Origin of the sequence: Planococcus notacanthi (assembly GCF_030407825.1) — a bacterium.
Lineage (GTDB): Bacteria > Bacillota > Bacilli > Bacillales_A > Planococcaceae > Planococcus > Planococcus notacanthi.
Map to the genome: position 1 here is coordinate 14719 of NZ_JASDCQ010000006.1, position 18475 is coordinate 33193.

Genomic DNA, 18475 nt, shown 5'->3' on the forward strand with positions numbered 1-18475 from the left:
ACAGGTTTTCATCTTAATCACGAATCCGGTTTAGCCTATGAAATTCATAGCGGTTCGTCCATACTTCGATAAAGTCCTGGGCAAATGGCCCTCTGCGCTGTTTAATCCAGCTGATCAACTTCTCCACATTCCGGTGCAGGATTTGATCGATTACTTCAGGATACCCCATTTGCCGCTTATGGTCTTCATATTCGTCTTCATCCAACAGCGTGTAAGACATGTCTGGAAACACTTTTACATCCAAGTCATAATCGATGTATTTCAACGAGCCATTATTATAGACGAATGGAGAACTGACATTGCAATAATAATAAACACCGTCGTCTCGGAGCATGCAGATGATGTTGAACCAATGTTCTGCGTGGAAATAACAAATTGAAGGTTCGCGCGTCAACCAGGTTCGGCCATCGGATTCTGTCACAAGCGTCCGTTCATTTGCACCAATTACAATATTATTCGTACCTTTCAGTACAGTAGTTTCCTGCCAGACACGGTGGATTCGGCCGTTGTGCTTGTAACTGTGGATTTGGATTGTTTCACCCTCCGCAGGAATCGCCATGTAAAATCCCACCTTCTTGTCTAAGCCTTTGTTTATCTGCTATTTCAGTATTATATCAATCAATTCTGAAAACATACAGCAATAAGGCGGAAGGTTCTAAGGATTACATGACGACCGAGCGGCCTCCATCAACGATAATCGTCTGGCCACGGATCATATCCGAATCGGAAGAAATGAGGAACATAGCCGCTTTGACCATGTCTTCAATTTCAACCATCCGGCCTGCCGGCGTGTTGACCCGGGCGTCATTCAACAGATCATCACGGTTCGGGAAGTGCTTCAACGCCTCTGTATCAAGCGCTCCGCCAGACACGGTATTGACGGCAATTCCAAGCGGCGCCAGTTCAACCGCTAAATAGCGTGTGATTGACTCTACTGCTGCTTTTGAAACTCCTATCGTCGTATAATTTTCCAAATAACGAATGGATCCCAATGAACTGATGCCGACAATTTTGCCGCCTTTATCCATCAATTTCGCTGCTTCCTGTGCACCGAAAAGCATTGCTTTGGCGTTGATGTTCATGGTCCAATCCCAATGCGATTCTTCCAGTTCCATGATAGGACGCAAGACGCCTGAAGCCGCATTGGAAACGAAAACATCCAAACGCCCGAATTCTTCTTTGATTGTTTCAAACATGCCGCGAAGTTTTTCGACATCACCAACATTGGCGCGCACCAATAAGGCTTTTTGCCCTCGTGCTTCAATTTCCTTCACCGTATCAAGTGCAGCCGTTTTGCTGCGTGCATAATTGACGACGATATCGTATCCCTGTTCCGCTAATGCGATTGCCATTGCTTTGCCGAGGCCTCGGCTGCTGCCTGTCACCAACGCTACTTTTTGTTCTGCCATGGTTAAACATCTCCTCTTTGCTGTAATGCTGTTTTCATTTTTTGGACCGGTCCTGCGATCGGCAATAAATCCAATTCTTCTGCCGTCACCCATTTCATATGGGCAGGGGCAACTATATTTTCACTGTCGGCAATAAAGCCATCCACGTTCCATGTTAAATGAGAAAAGACATGTTTGAAAGAAGTAATTTTTTCTGCCTTGTTTACGATTCCCCTTAAACTTTCCGAGAGCTGCTCTTCGATTTCGAGCGGCAACACATCGGCTGCAGTTTCCAGCATCGGAAACTGCCACATATTCGCCAACAGCCCCGTCGCCGGCCGCTGTTCCATCAGCAGTTTGTTTTCATTGCGGATTGCCACCATTGCATATTGCAATGACTTTGTTTTTTTCGCTTTGGATTTAATGGGCAGTTCCTGTTGTTTGCCTTCATCAAATGCGGCACAATGCTCACGTACCGGACATAGCAAACACCTTGGTGAAGTGGGTGTACAGATCAACGCACCCAATTCCATCAAACCTTGATTGAATGAGGAAGGATCTTCATGGCTGATGATTTCCGTTACAGCTTCTTCGAATATTTTCCGTGTCTTCGGTTTTGCGATATCTTCTTCAATCAACAAAATTCGGGACAAGACACGCATTACGTTGCCGTCTACTGCATGCTCAGGAATTCCATAAGCTATGCTCAAGACTGCTCCTGCTGTATAGGGGCCGACTCCTTTCAATGAAGACATATCCTTGCGGTTATCAGGAACGATGCCGCCGTAATTCTCGGCTACTTCTTTGACACCAGCCTGCAGGTTGCGGGCACGGGAGTAATAGCCGAGCCCTTCCCATTGTTTCAGAAGGACTTGCTCGTCGGCTTCCGCCAGATCGTTCAAAGTCGGAAATTTTTCAATAAAGCGTTTATAATAAGGAATGACTGTATCTACACGAGTTTGCTGCAGCATGATTTCTGAAATCCAGATTTGGTAAGGATCTGCCGTGCGTCTCCAGGGCAAATCTCTTTTTTCTGCTGCAAACCAGCTGATCAAGTCATTTTGAAATTGCATTTTTTCTAGTTTAATGGCGATTGCCTCCGTTCAGCTTGATTATTCACGCACCGATTCGGGTATATATGGATGAGAGAATCAGTTTCTCTTTATTTTAACAAAACTTTGCAGTTCCCGTTAAATTTAACTTCTTTAGAGAGGGGATGAGGCAATGGATACAGGAACTCACATTGTCATGGGCATTGCCCTTGGCGGCCTCGCAATGGCCGATCCGGTCGTCGCCAGCCACCCCGTCACCACGACCGCAGTGATATCCGGTGTCATCATTGGATCGCTCGCTCCTGACATCGACACTGTCTTAAAGCTTCGTGATAACGCAGTCTATATTCGCCATCACCGCGGCGCAACTCATTCCATTCCCGCAGTGCTGCTATGGCCGCTGCTGATTGCAGGTGCATTATCTCTCATTTTTCCAGAAGCTAATTTGCTTCATTTATGGCTCTGGTCTTTCCTGGCTGTCTTTATGCATGTATTTGTCGATATCTTCAATTCATACGGTACGCAAGCATTGAGGCCGATTTCCAATCGCTGGGTTGCTCTTGGTGTCATCAATACCTTTGATCCCATCATCTTCGGAGCACACATAGTGGCCTTGATGATTTGGGCATTCGGAGCCAATCCGGTCTGGACGATCAGCATTTTGTACGTTGCTATGTTCTTCTATTACCTTGCAAGGTTTGCAGTTCAAAGAGCTATCAAGCATGCTGTGCGGAACACCATTCCAGGTGCAACCGATGTTTTTGTTGCACCAACCATGCGATTTTTCCATTGGCGCATTGCGGCAAACACAGAACGGCATCATTACGTTGGCCGTGCCTACGGCAGGACCATCAATATCTATGACAAGTTTATGAAAAAAGAAATGCCTGAAAATAACTTGATCCAAGCCGCATTGAAAGATAAAAACATGGCCGCCTTTATTTCGTTTTCTCCATTGTACCGTTGGGAAATTAACCAATACGGAGAGATTTATGAAGTACGGCTGATTGACCTGCGTTACCGCAGCAATGATTACTACCCATTTGTGGCCGTTGCCCATTTGGATAAGGAATGCAAGATCATCAATTCCTATACTGGCTGGATCTTCAGCGAAGACAAGTTACGAAAAAAATTGGACTTCAGCCACAACTAGAAAACGGGGCTGTCCCATAAGTCTCTAAAATAAAACAGCCGGAGAGAAAGAAAGCCTTTTTCCCCGGCTGTTTTTTGATGGGGGAATACGTTTTCTGAGAACAGCTGGCTGATGGGAATGGAGGCGGCGACTCCAGCGCTTGCTGGAGCCACTGGACTGAGCGCAGCGAGGGAAGCGGCAGAAGCCGTGCCCGCGGAACGCGTCCGCCGCAATGGACATCTGCCGGGTCTTTCGAAAACAACAAAAGGGCTGTCACCAAAAGTCATTTTTCATGACCTTTTGGGACAGCTCTTTTGTTGTTTAAGACAAGCTGTTGTTCTTCCTTAAACAAGAAGAACAAGCTGCTGAATAAAGGTGCTTATGTTTTATTGGACATCCAACAGATGTGCGTATTTCGGGTTAGTGCTGGCGAATTCATGAATTTTATCGCCGTAGCTCTCAATCCACTGGCGCATCACTTTCTCGACGACTGCTGTGCCCTGGTAATCATATCCCGCTTTGGCATAGGAAGATTCAAAATCAGAAGCCAGCAATTCAATCCAGGTACGTGCTTTTTCTTCTGACAAATTCGGGTTTTTCTCCATCAGCTCGATTGTCAATTGCTCGATAATTTCTTTCATCTGTTTACTTCCCTTCTTTTAACGGGCGCAGCATGGAAATCGGCAGCGCTTCCGTGTGTTTTTTTCCACCCATCCGGTGGCCCCAGGCGAATAGCCCTTTTAAATAGTCAACCTGAAAATAAACATTCGGGTCGCCTTCTATACGGTACACTTCCCCTTTTTTGAAATCGGCAGGATCGAGCATGTAAGCCGCCGCCATGATGGCTTTTCGTTCCAATACTGCAAATTCATTGACCATGCCCAGTTGTTCAGCTTTTCTAGCTTTTTCTTTTAATCGGGCAATTTCCCCACGGAGTTCATGTTCAGTCATATCGCTATAGCGTTTTTCTTCAGTCATTTTCAAGCTCCTTCTTATCTAAATACTCATTGATCACTTCACCCGGAAATCCTTTTTGGTACAAACCTTGTTTGACTTTCGATTTTAAATCGTAGCCTGTCAGTTTATTGCTGTGCTTGCGCCATAATTTATCTCCTTGTTCGGTGACGATTTCTGTCCATTGATCTTCATCTTTTTCAAGGTCCAGCTCTTCGATCGCCAATTTGATCAGCGAATAGTTATAGCCTTTTCTAAGTAAGGTATCACTGATTTTCTGATGGATTTGGCTAGGCGTCTTCATCTTTTCCTTGAGGGCGATTTTCTCAGCAAGGCCTTTGGCAATTTCCAATTGTTCTTCTTCGGAATAGGAATCTAAAACGTCTTTTTGCATTTGTTTATCAATTCCTCTCTTTTGCATATCCTGCTGAATAGCACGAGGACCCTTTTTGCTGGAATTAATCTGTGTCCGCATCAGCGCCTCTGAAAATTGCTGATCATCTAAAAAGTTATGGGTATACAACTTTTTGATGGCTTCATCTATAACGGCTTCGCCATATTCTTTTTCTTTCAGCTTCTGGCGCACTTCCCCTTCACTACGCATACGGAATCCAAGGTAATACAGAGCTTTATTATAGGCTTTCCGGATTTCATCTTCGAAGTTGATTTCTTCGATGGTCCATTGATCCAGCTCTTTCCCTTTTGTGAGCTGATACCTGACAAGCACCGCTTCATCCACGCTAAAAGCATACTTATCTTCAAAAAAGATATTATACCTTTCAGGGTTCTTTTTTCCCTGTGTGATTTTTGAAATAATCGGCATTTACTGGCACCCCTCTTCTTTACACATTATACACCTTTCAACTAAGTAATGGCATAGCCTTACGCTTTAAAGGGTATGCTAATAAAAAACGGAGGCGATGGAAATGAAAATAGCAATCACCGGTGGCACTGGATTTGTTGGCGAAGAGCTGACTCGCCAATTACTTGAACGAGGCGATGAGGTCTACATCTTAACAAGAAAACCGAAAACAGCTGCAGATAAAATTACATACGTGAAATGGCTGTCGGAAGACGCCGTTCCAGAGAGGCAGCTGGAAGGCATTGATGCCTTCGTCAATCTAGCTGGCGCGTCTATAAACGATGGGCGTTGGAGCGATGAACAGAAGCAATTGATCTATACAAGCCGTATGGACGCCACCAATGAACTGCTGCGGATTATCCGTAAGCTGGAGAAAAAGCCGAAAGTCTTGGTCAATGCCAGTGCAGTCGGTATTTATCCGCCTTCTCAAACCGCAACTTATACCGAGTCTTCCACTGATCTCGGATCGGACTTTCTAGCACAGACAGTGCGGGATTGGGAGATTCTAGCTACCCGTGCCGAATCGGAAGGCGTCCGTGTAGCTTGTGGCCGCTTTGGCATCATTCTTGGAAGAAAAGAAGGCGCTTTGCCGTTGATGGCTTTGCCATACAAACTGTTTGTGGGCGGCACGGTCGGCTCCGGCAAACAATGGCTGTCTTGGATCCATGTTAGGGATGTGGCACGGGCACTTATGTTTGCGCTCGATAACGACAAACTGAGTGGACCATTCAACGTCACTGCTCCCCGACCGAAGCGAATGAAAGAATTCGGCAAAGAAATTGCACATGCACTTGGCCGTCCACATTGGATACCTGTTCCTTCTATTGCCTTAAAAGCAGTGTTGGGAGACAAGAGCCAATTGGTTTTGAAAGGCCAACAGGTCTTGCCGACTGTTCTCGAAGAACATGGTTTCCAATTCAAATTCCCCAATTTGCGATCGGCACTGGCTGATATCTATAAATAAGGCTATAATGGGGGGATGATTAACTGAAGGACGTGATATCCATGAATGATAAACCCATTATTGAAGAAGGCCAAAAATTCCCGTTGACCATTAAACGCCTCGGTATCAATGGCGAAGGCATTGGCTATTTCAAACGCAATGTGATATTTGTTCCGGGAGCTTTGCCAGGCGAAGAAATCACCGCACAAGTGACGGTCGTCAAACGCAATTTTGCCGAAGCGCGTGTCGTGAAATTACGTACTGCATCTCCACATCGCCAAACACCGCCTTGCCCGATTTATGAAGCTTGCGGCGGCTGCCAACTGCAGCACATGACTTATGACCAGCAACTGGTCGAAAAACGCGATCTTGTCATACAGGCATTGGAACGTTACCTGAAAGGCACGAAAGTTCATGTGGAAAAAACCATCGGCATGGAAGATCCTTGGCATTACCGGAACAAAAGCCAGTTTCAAACACGCTTGAAGGGTTCGAAGGTCATTGCTGGATTGTTTGCGGAAGGCTCCCACCAATTATTGGATATCGAACAATGTATCGTTCAGCACCCCGATACGACTGTCATCACCAATGCAGTCAAGCGGATTCTGGAAGAACTGAAAATGCCGATTTATGACGGCAAGACCATGAAAGGCATCATTCGCACTATCGTTGTCCGTACTGGTGTAAAAACTGGAGAGATCCAATTGGTGCTGGTAACGACACGCTCGAAAATTCCACAAAAAGAATTATTGCTGGAACGCTTGAAAAAAATCGATACAAACCTGGTATCCATTGTCCAGAATATCAATAAAGAAAAAACATCCCTTATTTTCGGAGATGAGACGATTACTTTATTCGGTAAAGACACCATTCACGAAGAACTGGGCGAATTGGCATTCGATTTATCAGCACGTGCCTTTTTCCAACTGAACCCAACACAAACCGTCAAATTATACAACGAAATCAAACGCGCTGCTGAACTGACAGGCCAGGAAAAAGTCGTTGATGCCTATTGTGGCGTTGGCACCATCGGGCTGTGGCTGGCTGACGGTGCCAAAGAAATCCGCGGCATGGATGTCATCCATGAAAGTGTGGTTGATGCGAAAGCCAATGCCAAAAAGCAAGGCTACGCAGCAAAATACGTTACCGGTACGGCTGAAAAATGGTTGGAGCTATGGAGCACTGAGGGATTTGTTCCCGATGTGTTGACCGTGGATCCACCTCGAACCGGTCTCGCAGATTCGCTTTTGAAAACCATCTTGAAAGTAAAGCCGAAGCGCTTTATCTACACGTCCTGCAATCCTTCCACGTTGGCAAAAGATCTGCAGCAATTGACGAAGATCTACCGAATCGAATACATTCAACCAGTCGACATGTTCCCGCAAACCGCGCAAGTGGAATCGGTAACGAAATTGGTATTGAAATAAGAAAAGCGAAAGCAGCCAACAGCAGAAGCTAACCTAGTAACGCGACTTCCTGTCGCAACGGTTAGCTGATCCGCACATCCTGCGGACCTCCGAAAAGCGCTGGAAGACTTACCGGTAATGGCATTCTTTCAGCCATTGCTGGAAAAGCTGAAGCGTCCGTGTAGCTCTGCCGGGCATAAGACAGACCAGCGAAGTGGCGCTCTTTGCCAAACAGCTAGGTTGGCTTATGACCCAAAGAGCTGGGCGCTGGAGTCTGGACAATGAAAAGCGGAAGTACTTAAGCAATAAAAAAGCTGGACCAAGGAGTTTTCACTCTGCGGTCCAGCTTTTTTATTTGGAATGAATTAAACAGCCAGTGCTTTTTTTGCATCGTTTTTCGACGCTATCAGTACCGAGATGAACAACAGGATGCCAGCAATCAACAACAGAAAACTAAGCCCTCCTGAGAACTCAATGAATAGACCACCCATGGACGGCCCTGCCAAGCTTCCGATGCTGAACGCAATTCCGCATAGCAAATTGCCGGTCGGCAAGAGGTCTTTCGGCATCAGATCGGCCATATAAGAGATTCCCAGTGAAAATGTAGATCCTACAAACATGCCTGCCAACGCAAAAAGTCCGACGGTCAGCCAGGCATTGGATTCATAAAAGCTGGCTATCGTAAACACGGCAGCTCCACCAACCAGAGCCAACAATAGAACTTTCCTTCTGCCGATCCGGTCACTGAGGTTTCCTAACGGCAATTGTGTGGCAATGGCTCCGGCAGAGAAAGCGGCAAGCATAATCGAAACCATCCCTACTTCAATCGACTGCCTTAATGCATAAACCGGATAAATAGCATTCAGAGAGGCTTCCAAAAATCCATAGCCTAACGGAGGCAGAAAAGCCACCCAGGCAATAAGAATCGCCGCTTTGAATCGTCCAGCTGTCCCTTTGGCTGTCATGCTTCCACTTGAGGTTTCCGGAAAATCATTCCTCAATGAGAACACCAAAGACCAAGCCAATAAACACAGCAATCCTGAGACGATGAACGGCAAGGCTTCAAAAATATTCACCAGCGGCACAAAAAGAGGTCCTGCGCCAAACCCAATGCTGAATGACATGCCATAAATAGCAATATTCCGGCCCAGTCGGTGCTGAGGCGACGTACTGGTGATCCAGGTTTGAGTAGAGAAATGCAATGCCTGATCTCCTACACCAATCAAAATGCGCAGAACAAACCAGAACAGCACCGATTTCCATAGCGGAAACAGCAACAGCGATAGAATGACCAGTCCCCCACCGACTAAAATCAGAGGCTTATAACCAAACTTCCGCAATTGGGGTTCCATAAAAGGCGCAATTATAAGCGTTCCGACATATAATCCGGTAGCACTTAAACCATTCAAGGCGGATGAGACACCATCTTGTTCAAAAATAACCGCAATTAGCGGCAACAACATTCCTTGTGAAAAACCGGAAATGGAAACAATCGCAACCAAGATCCAAAACCGGCCACGCTCACTTTTCAAAAATTCTTTCATGATGCCTCCCCGAACAAGCACGTTCTTTTGTTTTTAATAAGAATTCAGATACAATTCTAACATAGGAGGCGTTTATAGATGAATTATTCAATGAACAAAAATGGGTTTACCGGACATCTGCCTTTTGGTGAACTCGAAATTTCAAGTAATGAAGAATACGGCTTCCGCCCGTATCAATTGTTGGTGTCTTCACTGGCTGTCTGCAGCGGTGGGGTTATGAGAAAAGTGCTTGATAAAATGCGGATGCCTGCAGAAGATATTCAAATCGAGGTTAAAGAAATTATACGCAATGAAGCAGAGGCAGATCGAGTTGAGAAAGTCCATCTTCATTTTATCGTCACCGGAGACATCAACGAAGAGAAAATGCCTCGTGTGATGGAATTGACACGCAAAAACTGCTCAATGGTCCAGTCTGTAAAAGACTCAATCGAAATTGTTGAAACCTTCGAAACGCGCTAAACAGCATAAAAGGCTCATTCCGCATCTGATGTCAGATTTTGGATGAGCCTTTTATGTTTTATATACAGTTGATTTATCTTTCATAATATCATTTCCGGCTAAGGTGCCGATGAAATGTGCGAACCCCCTCCTTCGATATTCCTGATGTTGTGATCTGGTTTCGCTGATTCCCTTCGGCCTCCCCTCTCGTTTGATTAACCCTAATTTAACACAAACTTTATATTAAGTAAATATTCAAAATAGAATAACTAGTAAAATAATTAGTTTTACCTATAGTTTATCTTTCTTTAACGGTCAGTAAGACTCTTAATTCCGCCAGCGTGAGACCCATGCCGTAGAAGTCCGATTGGATGTCGGTTACACAGGCATTGACGGAGGATGCGGCGTTTTTAGTCTAATTCTGTCTTTTTTCACTTGGGATGCCCCAACTGATTGAAATTTCTCTGTATTGAAATCTTGTCCAATTTCCGTTACGATTAACATGCGAAATGAGGTGTATCGAATGGGAAAATCCATTACAAACAAAGAGCAGCAAGTTTCTTATATGAAACAGCGCTTGAACATGTTTTTGGAAGTATTAGACGCTATTGAACCTGAAAACACGGAGCTTGAAGATATTGATCGCTTAATCGCGATGGTTGATGATTTAGATGACAAAATGAAACAGTTTCAAGGCCGTCCAACTGAAGACCAGTAAGCCTTAATCCGTTGCCTATCGGGCAGCGGATTTTTCTTTTGTTTTCTTTCTGTTGATTGTATATGCATTTGTTTACAGAAAATATGATAACATTTAAAAAAGAGTTCTGAAAATTCATTCTTCAAATCACACGTTCTCCAAAAAAGCTTTTTTAAAGGATTCAGTAAATATGTTATGGAGGAAAGTAGGTAGTGCAGATGGCATTTTTCAAGACTCACATTGAATTGATAGCAGCAATTTTTTCAGGGATCTTAATTGTTATCGCGTTCACACTTGAACATCAAAACCTGTATGCATACTCAGTCATCATCTATCTGATGGCCTTTGGAATTGGCGGTTACGCCAAAGCCAAATATGGCATCCTGAAAACATTTGAAGACAAGCAGCTCAACGTTGAAATCTTAATGATTTTAGCCGCAGTCGGCTCTTCCATAATCGGTTACTGGACTGAAGGAGCCATTCTGATTTTCATCTTTTCATTAAGCGGTGCATTGGAAACATATACAATGAACAAAAGCCGGAAAGAGATTACTTCCTTGATGAAAATCCAACCTGAAGCTGCATGGCTTGTTAAAGAAGAGAAAACTGTACGTGTTTCCCTCAAAGATTTGCATACTGGCGACATGATCTTGGTGAAACCGGGAGAACGGATACCCGTTGATGGCGTCCTGCAAAACGGCCAAACTGCAGTTGATGAATCGACCATCAGCGGTGAAGCACTCCCTGTATCCAAATACAAAGAAGATGAACTGTTTGCTGGCACCGTCAATCTATCGGGAGCCATCACAATGGAAATGACTAAACCGAGCACTGAAACCATGTTTCAAAAAATCATTGATCTGGTCCAATCAGCACAAAGCGAAAAATCCCCTTCCCAACAATTTATCGAACGTTTTGAAGGACGTTATGTTAAAGTGGTGCTCTTCGCTTTTGTTCTTATGCTTTTTTTGCCCCATTATCTTTTTGCTTGGGATTGGAACACAACATTTTACCGGGCAATGGTTTTGCTGGTTGTGGCTTCTCCTTGTGCACTTGTCGCTTCAATTATGCCTGCCACACTGGCAGCCATTTCTAATGGCGCTAAGAGCGGCATCATATTCAAAGGCGGCATGCACCTTGAGAATTTGAGCGTGGTGCGGGCCATCGCTTTTGATAAAACCGGCACCTTGACCCGTGGACAGCCTGAAGTCACAGATTTTGTCATCCGACAAGGAATGGATAAGAAAATTGCTATGGCTAAAATTGCCGGAATCGAATCCCAGTCCAATCATCCTTTAGCTAAAGCCATCAGCGATTTTATCGTTTTACAAGGCATTACTCCCACACCCAATCTGACAATTGAAGATGTCCCGGGAAATGGGTTAAGAGCAACTATTAACTCTGAAGAATTTCTCGTCGGCAAACCAAAATTCGTCGGTGAGGAGTTGGCGGAGACTTTTGAGGATGGCCTTTTGGAGAAATTGGCCAATCAAGGGAAAACCGTGACCTTTGTTCGGGACAATGAAGGAATTCTTGCCGCTATGGCTTTGAAGGATACAGTCCGTGACATCACCAAATCGACAATTGAGGAATTGAAAAAAGCAGGTATTTATTGCATCATGCTGACAGGAGATAACCGAAAGACAGCAGCAGTCATCGCAAAAGAAACCGGAGTCGACGACTACATCGCCGAATGCCTCCCAGGCGATAAAGTGAAAGAACTGAAAAAACTCCTGAAAAAATATGAGTATGTAGCAATGACAGGTGATGGCATAAATGATGCTCCAGCTTTGGCCACAGCAACAACAGGCATCGCTATGGGTGCCGGAACAGATATCGCTTTGGAGACCGCTGATATCATTTTAATGAAAAATGATTTGTCGCGCATCGCATACGCCATCAGGCTTTCAAAAAAAATGCAGCGCATCGTTAAACAAAACATCTTCTTTTCAGTTTCTGTAATCATTCTCTTGATCATCTCGAACTTTTTCCAAACCATTACCTTGCCGATTGGTGTTATCGGACATGAAGGCAGCACAATACTAGTCATTCTAAATGGGCTGCGCATGCTCAACCGCAATGTATAAAAAGGCATCCTGAATGTTTCATTCAGGATGCCTTTTGCTTAATATAGTGCCGGCGTTCTTTCATCACCGCATTGATCTGTCCGCCAACAATCAAGATCATAGCTGATATATAGAGCCACAGCATCAGGATGATTACGCCACCGATGCTGCCGTATGTCGCTGAGAAGTTTCCGAAATTACTGATGTAGATGGAGAACAGATAAGAAGTCGCCAACCAGCCGGTTGCAGCAAACGCTGCGCCTCCCAGTGCACTCAAAATGTTCATCTTTACATTCGGGGCCAACCAATAGATGATCGCGCAGGCAACGAATGTAATAATCCCGGGTATTGTAAAGCGGATAGAATTCCATAATGCGAGAAACCCTTCCTCCAGCCCCAGAAATGAAAAGATCAACAATCCAAGCTGTTCACCAAAAACAGGCAATGCCAAAGCGACAATCAAAATAAAAATCAATAAAATTGTCATCAAGATCGACATCCCCCGCGCTATTAGAAGCGGACGGTTTTCTGTTACTTTATAGGACAGGTTCAATGACTTGATCAAAGCATCCATTCCTAGACTGGCAGACCAAATCGTCGCTAAAATACCAAAAGACAATAATCCGGTATTCTGGTTCGTCAGAATTTCTTCCAACGTGCTTTCGATCAGGACATACACTTCTGAGGGGACGACTTCTTCCAGGTAGCTGAAAATTTCATCCCGAGACAACGCTAAATACGGCAATAAAGTAACCAGGAAAATCAGCAAGGGAAAAATTGATAATAGGAAAAAAAACGCCAATTGTGCTCCAAGTCCTGGCACATCGACGTCTTTGATCCGTTGAAACAATTCTTTTAAAAAACCTTTTCCAGTCGTTACATCGAAAGTAACTGAGTGGGTACGGTCTTTTTTATTGTCCGCTTGCTGTCCTGAAGATGTATTCGGGCCGATCGGATTATGACCGATTCCCAGTGTTTGAGTTCGATCCAGACTGATAGCCTGTCCCGGAACTTTTATTTGATGATGAGTTATTTCCAGAACCTGTTGAAGAGTTCGAACTATCCGTTAACGAAGATGTCGGAGATGGGTTGTCTTCTTTAACTGCTGAAATCACATCATCTTTTGTCTCAATTACTGCATCTTTTGTATCCATGAACGCTTCTTTTGTTTCAAGCGCCATTTCTTTCACTTGTGGAGTCATTTCTTTCAATTCATTTACCTTGCTTCCAACATATGAAGCATCTTCAGAAATGCGTGAATACAGATTTTGCGCTCTCTCAGCTTGTTGCTGGAAAGCCTGTACCAATTCATCTCTATTTGAAGCATAGTATTTTGCATTGTTTGTTGCTTTTTTCGATTTCTGTATAACGTCATCTCTTGTATTGCGGTCCAATAGTGAGACAATAATCCCCACTGCCGCGCCTACTAGTAAACCTGTCATCAATTTGTTTTGGCTCATCCTAAATTCCTCCCAATAAAATATGTTTTTCACATCTGTTAGGAATTTTCCCTAAACTTTGAAAACCTAAACACTTATACAGCATATATTTTTTAAAAATAACTTGACTATATCGAAAAACTTTCGGAATATTATGTTTACAGGAGGTTTAATAGACAGAAAAGGATATTGAAAAAGGGGGAAAAATAATGGCGCAGTTCGAAGAACTATTGGGCACTATCAGCGGTTACGTATGGGGACCACCTTTATTGATTTTATTAGTAGGTACAGGAATTTTCTTAACAGTTCGTCTTGGTGTTCTCCAAGTCCGATTATTGCCTTATGCTTTGAAATTGGTTTTCACCAAAAATTCGGATACGACCTCTAAAGGGGATATCAGCCATTTCCAAGCATTATCAACCGCCATGGCTGCAACCGTAGGTACCGGTAATATCGTCGGTGTTGCAACAGCGGTCATCCTCGGTGGACCGGGTGCTGTCTTCTGGATGTGGTTTTCTGCATTTTTCGGAATGGCCACCAAATACGGAGAGGCTGTATTGGCAGTCAAATACCGTGTTGTCGACGCTAAAGGCCAGATGGCTGGCGGACCGATGTATTACCTTGAGCACGGCTTGAAACAAAAGTGGTTGGCTGTTTTATTCGCCATCTTTGGTGCCATTGCGGCTTTCGGAATCGGCAACGGGACACAATCGAACTCAGTCGCTTCAGTCGTCCGCGATACATTCAGTGTTCCAACATGGATTACCGGAATCATTTTAACAATTTTCACCGCCTTGGTTCTGCTTGGCGGAATTAAGAGCATCGGCCGCGTCACTTCGTTCTTCGTTCCTTTTATGGCGTTATTCTACATAATCGCAGGAATAATTATTATGATTTTAAACATGGAACTGATTCCAGGTGCTTTTGCTACGATCTTCAGTGCGGCATTCACCGGTGAAGCTGCTGTTGGCGGTGCCATTGGTGCGGCTATCCGATATGGTGTAGCACGAGGCGTATTCTCCAACGAAGCGGGACTTGGGTCGGCGCCGATTGCTGCTGCTGCTGCAATCACGGATCTTCCAGGACGCCAGGCATTGGTTTCCATGACACAAGTACTCTTTGATACCATCATCATCTGTTCGATTACCGGTGTCACAATTGTCATGTCCGGCCTTTATACAGATAAATCTCTTGAAGGTGCAGCTCTGACAACTGCAGCTTTTGAACAGTTCCTTGGAGGAGCTGGCCCAATTGTAGTAGCCATCGGATTGATTTTCTTTGCTTCTTCTACCATCATCGGCTGGTCTTACTATGGAGAGAAATGTTTCCAGTATTTATTCAAGAACCCGGCATTGCTGATCGTTTACCGCATCGCTTTCGTTTTGATGGTTTTCGTTGGCGCAACCGTTTCACTTGATGTCGTTTGGACTTTCTCTGATGTGATGAACGGCTTAATGGCCTTCCCTAACTTGATCGGACTTCTTGGCCTATCAGGCGTTATCGTCTATGAAACCAAGCGCATCATTGCTAAAATCAAGGAAGAAAAAGCCGCTGGACAAACTGGCAATTGACATTGCTTTTGAATAATGAAATGATTAAGCATAACCACCCGAAAGGCAGGAGCTTATCATGGACTTATCAAAACCGTCACCAGAAAACGTCAGCTTTATGATTGAAGAAATAAAATCAAAATTGCGTATGGTCAATGTGGATGCAATGAAAGCCGAACACTTCAACGCTTCCCAATACGAAGATTTGCATGAACTTTACGAAATGGTCGCGAACCGCGAAAAGTTCAGCACGAGTGAAATGCAGGCAATTGCAACCGAACTTGGTTCTTTACGCAAATAAGCAAGCACAAAAAGACCCTGAAGGAAAAAATCCTTCAGGGCCTTTTTTTATGTTGCTGTAATTGCCTATGGGAGCAATACGATCATTTCATTTTTTCTTGTCCAGCTTCGGAAGCCAGGTTCTCGGGACATAAGCCAAACCGGCTGTGCGACATAAACACGTCGCTTCGCCGGTCTGTCTTATGCCTGTCGAACCTTTACGGCTTCCTCAGCTTTTCTTTTTTGTCCAGCTTCGGCGGCCTGCTCCTCGGATCATAAGCTGCCCTTCCTGTGCGGCAAAAAACGCCGCTTCGGAAGTTCATCTTATGTCTGTCGGAGCATAACGGTCGCCTCAGCTTTTCTTTTCATACTGCACAATATACCAGCCGCCTTCTTTGATGACGGTTTGGATGCTAAGCAACTCGAGTCCTGCCTGCTCGCCCCATTCTGCCATTTCTTCGCGCGTCGGCAATCGGTAGAGGTTGTCGAAAGATGAGAAAAAACTATTGAAAACATTAGCAAATGGTGGGCTGTCGCTGTCTCCAGCGATAGGTGTCACAACTGACAGAATACCTTGGTCTTTGATCCAGCTGGCCAGTTCAGTAAAAAGGTCCTGGCGCTTTCCGAGGTCGATATAGTGGATGACATTGTTCATCATAACCATGCCTTGCTGCTCTGATGGTTTGTAATCCCATAGATCGGCATTTTCAATAGAAATATTATTATTTTCTTTCGTCAAGGCTTTCGCTACTTCCGTTACAGATGGACTGATTTCAATTCCAGTGAAGTGGGTGTCGGGGAAACGTTCTGCAAGCTTTTTGATGTATCCGCCTTCTCCACAGCCAATATCCAGCACCGAGTCGATATTTTGGCCTTTCAGGCGTCTGGACATTTTCGGCAGAGCCAATACTTCCAGCAACCTGCTTGTTTCAGCTACAGTCGGAGCGTGTTTTTCTTCATCAAAATGAAGGCGTTCCTGCTTGCGCATCATCTCTGGGTAATTCAGCAAGGTCGGGATATGCAACTCCATCATTTCCTTTAGCAGAACACCCGAGGAATTGTTGCCCTTCGGTTTCGGCAGCTTCCATGCATTCCAGGTTTTATATCGGTTTCTACCGGCTTCTTTGAGATGGCCGATCGAGACGCCAACATTCACCCACTGGTTCAATAAATCTTCGTCCAATTGCAGCGCATCGGCTACATCATATTGGGACATAGGGCGATCGAAGGCTTTAAACAAATCAAGCTCATATCCGACGTATGCATGCCAACTATATAAAAAAGGTTCATTTCGTTTCATGTACATTCTTGCTTTAAACATCTTCATGACATCGATCATCTGAGTCCCTCCGCTTTCCATGGGTAATCTTCTTCTGGTGTATAATACTTTAATTCTTTTGTGTCTTTTGTTAAATCTTTTATGCGGACGGGCATGATGCCTCCTTGTATGAAACGATCTCGAACGTTTTCTTTCCACATCCCAAGGCCCGAAACATTCAACATTTGCTTAAAATGAAGAATTGGGTCTTCTTCCATGCGCTCGAAAGTCCGTTGGCGGATGTAGCTGACCGGTTTAAATGGAAAAGAATAGGCCAAAGCTGCCAAGTGGCTGAGTTGTATCACATGGTCTGCACGCTTATAGCGGACGGTTTCGTACCACTTTAAATTGCTTTCGTCTTTTTTTTCTTCTTTGAACATATCTGCGGTTAATTCGCCTAGTATATCCGCATCTTGTATAGCCATATTCATGCCTTCTCCGGCCATTGGATGGACAGCGTGGCTAGCGTCACCGATGATAGCTTTATTGCCTTTCACATATGAATCCGCATGATACATTACCGGAATCATCAACTGGATTTTCTTCCAATCCGTCAATTGCTGGACATAACCATCTACCGCAGGCGCTAAATCCGTGTACAGTTTATGGAAATGGCTGATTGGCTTTTCCTTGAGTTCTTTATAATCGCCTGGCGGTATCAAGTAAACACTTCGCACCTGATTATCAGGCAGCGGGAAAAGCCCCAGAAAACGGTTGTATGTAGAAATGATTTGACCGTCTGTAAAATTTTCAGCACGCGGAAACGTCACCGTCAGAAAATGATGATTGTAGGTGGTCTGTTTCACTTCAATTTCCATGGCTTTCCTAGTGACTGACGAACGCCCTTCAGCACCGAAGAAAAATTCCGCCTCCACTTCAAACTTTTCGGTTCCTTTTTGAAGCAACGCTGTATTTTCTCCGTATCCTTTGCAGGCCGTTCCTTTGAAATAATGAAAGTTTTCATATTCACAGGCAGCTTTTAAAATAACAGACTTCAATTCCTCATGATGCATCATATAAGCTGCACTGTACTTGCCGGGCAACACGCTATAATCCATAAATGCCTGGTCCTTTACTTGGAGAGAACTTGAAAGTTCCAGCATGTCCAAAACTTTAATTTCATTAGAGCGATCACATATTTTCTTATATACTCCAAGGCTGTCGAATATCTGCATACTTTTCGGCTGCAGCAGTTCCCCTTTATAGGTAGGTGCTTTTACAGCCATCCGTTCGGCGAGAACCACATCGATTCCACGCTGCACCAATTTCAGTGCAAGTGTCAATCCACCGATTCCACCCCCGCCGATGAATACATCAGTTTTCATGTGCTTCATCCCCTTCTTTCTCCTTACCCTACCTTTAGGATAGTGAAAACCCAATAAACCTCCCCAATAAAAAAAGAAGTCC

Annotated in this window: 20 protein-coding genes; 9 read left to right on the plus strand and 11 right to left on the minus strand. The window is 44.5% G+C overall.

Annotated features, from left to right (window positions below):
* Nucleotides 1-13: 13 nt before the first annotated feature.
* From ntdP to mutY, 3 genes are all read right to left on the minus strand, one after another.
* On the minus strand, nt 14-559 hold the full coding sequence (gene ntdP, locus QMA01_RS16425; protein ID WP_191716769.1) for a nucleoside tri-diphosphate phosphatase: 546 nt from the start codon (nt 557-559) through the stop codon (nt 14-16).
* Nucleotides 560-662: 103 nt separating this feature from the next.
* Nucleotides 663-1409, minus strand: a complete 747-nt coding sequence (fabL, locus tag QMA01_RS16430) for an enoyl-[acyl-carrier-protein] reductase FabL (protein ID WP_290215497.1) — start codon at nt 1407-1409, stop codon at nt 663-665.
* Between the two features lie 2 nt (nt 1410-1411).
* On the minus strand, nt 1412-2461 hold the full coding sequence (gene mutY / locus QMA01_RS16435) for an A/G-specific adenine glycosylase (RefSeq protein ID WP_290215498.1): 1050 nt from the start codon (nt 2459-2461) through the stop codon (nt 1412-1414).
* A gap of 151 nt (nt 2462-2612) precedes the next feature.
* On the opposite strand from mutY, the gene QMA01_RS16440 reads away from it, so the two are divergent.
* Both QMA01_RS16440 and QMA01_RS16445 read left to right on the plus strand, forming a co-directional pair.
* On the plus strand, nt 2613-3593 hold the full coding sequence (locus tag QMA01_RS16440; protein WP_191716772.1) for a metal-dependent hydrolase: 981 nt from the start codon (nt 2613-2615) through the stop codon (nt 3591-3593).
* A gap of 117 nt (nt 3594-3710) precedes the next feature.
* Nucleotides 3711-3920 (plus strand): hypothetical protein, encoded by a 210-nt coding sequence (locus QMA01_RS16445; RefSeq protein ID WP_203341342.1) that lies wholly within the window; start codon nt 3711-3713, stop codon nt 3918-3920.
* Nucleotides 3921-3958: 38 nt separating this feature from the next.
* Here the strand turns inward: QMA01_RS16445 and QMA01_RS16450 are convergent, their stop codons facing one another.
* The 3 genes from QMA01_RS16450 to recX are packed head-to-tail and all read right to left on the minus strand — an operon-like array spanning nt 3959 to nt 5349.
* The gene (locus QMA01_RS16450; RefSeq protein ID WP_203341343.1) at nt 3959-4213 is read right to left on the minus strand and encodes a YfhJ family protein; all 255 of its coding nucleotides are present in this window, start codon (nt 4211-4213) and stop codon (nt 3959-3961) included.
* Between the two features lie 4 nt (nt 4214-4217).
* On the minus strand, nt 4218-4550 hold the full coding sequence (locus QMA01_RS16455) for a YfhH family protein (protein ID WP_191716775.1): 333 nt from the start codon (nt 4548-4550) through the stop codon (nt 4218-4220).
* Nucleotides 4543-5349 (minus strand): recombination regulator RecX, encoded by an 807-nt coding sequence (gene recX / locus QMA01_RS16460; protein WP_290215499.1) that lies wholly within the window; start codon nt 5347-5349, stop codon nt 4543-4545. Before recX ends, QMA01_RS16455 begins: the two co-directional genes overlap by 8 nt.
* Nucleotides 5350-5452: 103 nt before the next feature.
* Here recX and QMA01_RS16465 point away from each other — a divergent pair, with 103 nt between their 5' ends.
* Both QMA01_RS16465 and rlmD read left to right on the plus strand, forming a co-directional pair.
* Nucleotides 5453-6352, plus strand: coding sequence for a TIGR01777 family oxidoreductase (locus QMA01_RS16465; RefSeq protein ID WP_290215500.1), 900 nt, complete (start codon nt 5453-5455; stop codon nt 6350-6352).
* 41 nt (nt 6353-6393) lie between these two features.
* The gene (gene rlmD / locus QMA01_RS16470) at nt 6394-7758 is read left to right on the plus strand and encodes a 23S rRNA (uracil(1939)-C(5))-methyltransferase RlmD (RefSeq protein WP_191716778.1); all 1365 of its coding nucleotides are present in this window, start codon (nt 6394-6396) and stop codon (nt 7756-7758) included.
* A gap of 344 nt (nt 7759-8102) precedes the next feature.
* Here rlmD and QMA01_RS16475 read toward each other — a convergent pair whose 3' ends face one another.
* Complete coding sequence (locus QMA01_RS16475) at nt 8103-9281, minus strand: MFS transporter (protein ID WP_290215501.1); 1179 nt, start codon at nt 9279-9281, stop codon at nt 8103-8105.
* A 78-nt stretch (nt 9282-9359) separates the two neighbouring features.
* On the opposite strand from QMA01_RS16475, the gene QMA01_RS16480 reads away from it, so the two are divergent.
* The 3 genes from QMA01_RS16480 (at nt 9360) to QMA01_RS16490 (ending at nt 12503) form a co-directional block, all read left to right on the plus strand.
* Nucleotides 9360-9740 carry an OsmC family protein gene (locus QMA01_RS16480; protein ID WP_191716780.1) on the plus strand — a complete coding sequence of 127 codons (381 nt, stop codon included), beginning with the start codon at nt 9360-9362 and terminating at the stop codon, nt 9738-9740.
* Nucleotides 9741-10242: 502 nt separating this feature from the next.
* Nucleotides 10243-10437, plus strand: a complete 195-nt coding sequence (locus tag QMA01_RS16485; protein ID WP_191716781.1) for an SE1561 family protein — start codon at nt 10243-10245, stop codon at nt 10435-10437.
* A gap of 197 nt (nt 10438-10634) precedes the next feature.
* Nucleotides 10635-12503 carry a heavy metal translocating P-type ATPase gene (locus QMA01_RS16490; protein WP_290187090.1) on the plus strand — a complete coding sequence of 623 codons (1869 nt, stop codon included), beginning with the start codon at nt 10635-10637 and terminating at the stop codon, nt 12501-12503.
* A gap of 22 nt (nt 12504-12525) precedes the next feature.
* Here the strand turns inward: QMA01_RS16490 and QMA01_RS16495 are convergent, their stop codons facing one another.
* A complete protein-coding gene (locus QMA01_RS16495) occupies nt 12526-13332 on the minus strand; it encodes a YihY/virulence factor BrkB family protein (RefSeq protein ID WP_225218640.1) in 807 nt (268 codons plus the stop codon).
* Between the two features lie 106 nt (nt 13333-13438).
* Complete coding sequence (locus QMA01_RS16500; protein WP_191716783.1) at nt 13439-13942, minus strand: YtxH domain-containing protein; 504 nt, start codon at nt 13940-13942, stop codon at nt 13439-13441.
* Between the two features lie 188 nt (nt 13943-14130).
* On the opposite strand from QMA01_RS16500, the gene QMA01_RS16505 reads away from it, so the two are divergent.
* Nucleotides 14131-15492: an alanine/glycine:cation symporter family protein gene (locus QMA01_RS16505; protein ID WP_191716784.1), complete on the plus strand. Its 1362-nt coding sequence runs from the start codon at nt 14131-14133 to the stop codon at nt 15490-15492.
* A 58-nt stretch (nt 15493-15550) separates the two neighbouring features.
* Nucleotides 15551-15772, plus strand: a complete 222-nt coding sequence (locus tag QMA01_RS16510) for a DUF1128 domain-containing protein (RefSeq protein WP_191716785.1) — start codon at nt 15551-15553, stop codon at nt 15770-15772.
* A 330-nt stretch (nt 15773-16102) separates the two neighbouring features.
* Here the strand turns inward: QMA01_RS16510 and QMA01_RS16515 are convergent, their stop codons facing one another.
* Nucleotides 16103-17089, minus strand: coding sequence for a class I SAM-dependent methyltransferase (locus QMA01_RS16515; protein WP_191716786.1), 987 nt, complete (start codon nt 17087-17089; stop codon nt 16103-16105).
* On the minus strand, nt 17086-18393 hold the full coding sequence (locus tag QMA01_RS16520) for an FAD-dependent oxidoreductase (RefSeq protein WP_290187097.1): 1308 nt from the start codon (nt 18391-18393) through the stop codon (nt 17086-17088). Before QMA01_RS16520 ends, QMA01_RS16515 begins: the two co-directional genes overlap by 4 nt.
* Nucleotides 18394-18475 lie beyond the last annotated feature (82 nt).

What these genes read in the sequence shown, in the direction of transcription:
- ntdP (WP_191716769.1), bottom strand. Translation starts at nt 559, where the DNA reads ATGGCGATTCCTGCGGAGGGTGAAACAATCCAAATCCACAGTTACAAG.
- fabL (WP_290215497.1), bottom strand. Translation starts at nt 1,409, where the DNA reads ATGGCAGAACAAAAAGTAGCGTTGGTGACAGGCAGCAGCCGAGGCCTC.
- mutY (WP_290215498.1), bottom strand. Translation starts at nt 2,461, where the DNA reads ATGCAATTTCAAAATGACTTGATCAGCTGGTTTGCAGCAGAAAAAAGA.
- QMA01_RS16440 (WP_191716772.1), top strand. Translation starts at nt 2,613, where the DNA reads ATGGATACAGGAACTCACATTGTCATGGGCATTGCCCTTGGCGGCCTC.
- QMA01_RS16445 (WP_203341342.1), top strand. Translation starts at nt 3,711, where the DNA reads ATGGAGGCGGCGACTCCAGCGCTTGCTGGAGCCACTGGACTGAGCGCA.
- QMA01_RS16450 (WP_203341343.1), bottom strand. Translation starts at nt 4,213, where the DNA reads ATGAAAGAAATTATCGAGCAATTGACAATCGAGCTGATGGAGAAAAAC.
- QMA01_RS16455 (WP_191716775.1), bottom strand. Translation starts at nt 4,550, where the DNA reads ATGACTGAAGAAAAACGCTATAGCGATATGACTGAACATGAACTCCGT.
- recX (WP_290215499.1), bottom strand. Translation starts at nt 5,349, where the DNA reads ATGCCGATTATTTCAAAAATCACACAGGGAAAAAAGAACCCTGAAAGG.
- QMA01_RS16465 (WP_290215500.1), top strand. Translation starts at nt 5,453, where the DNA reads ATGAAAATAGCAATCACCGGTGGCACTGGATTTGTTGGCGAAGAGCTG.
- rlmD (WP_191716778.1), top strand. Translation starts at nt 6,394, where the DNA reads ATGAATGATAAACCCATTATTGAAGAAGGCCAAAAATTCCCGTTGACC.
- QMA01_RS16475 (WP_290215501.1), bottom strand. Translation starts at nt 9,281, where the DNA reads ATGAAAGAATTTTTGAAAAGTGAGCGTGGCCGGTTTTGGATCTTGGTT.
- QMA01_RS16480 (WP_191716780.1), top strand. Translation starts at nt 9,360, where the DNA reads ATGAATTATTCAATGAACAAAAATGGGTTTACCGGACATCTGCCTTTT.
- QMA01_RS16485 (WP_191716781.1), top strand. Translation starts at nt 10,243, where the DNA reads ATGGGAAAATCCATTACAAACAAAGAGCAGCAAGTTTCTTATATGAAA.
- QMA01_RS16490 (WP_290187090.1), top strand. Translation starts at nt 10,635, where the DNA reads ATGGCATTTTTCAAGACTCACATTGAATTGATAGCAGCAATTTTTTCA.
- QMA01_RS16500 (WP_191716783.1), bottom strand. Translation starts at nt 13,942, where the DNA reads ATGAGCCAAAACAAATTGATGACAGGTTTACTAGTAGGCGCGGCAGTG.
- QMA01_RS16505 (WP_191716784.1), top strand. Translation starts at nt 14,131, where the DNA reads ATGGCGCAGTTCGAAGAACTATTGGGCACTATCAGCGGTTACGTATGG.
- QMA01_RS16510 (WP_191716785.1), top strand. Translation starts at nt 15,551, where the DNA reads ATGGACTTATCAAAACCGTCACCAGAAAACGTCAGCTTTATGATTGAA.
- QMA01_RS16515 (WP_191716786.1), bottom strand. Translation starts at nt 17,089, where the DNA reads ATGATCGATGTCATGAAGATGTTTAAAGCAAGAATGTACATGAAACGA.
- QMA01_RS16520 (WP_290187097.1), bottom strand. Translation starts at nt 18,393, where the DNA reads ATGAAAACTGATGTATTCATCGGCGGGGGTGGAATCGGTGGATTGACA.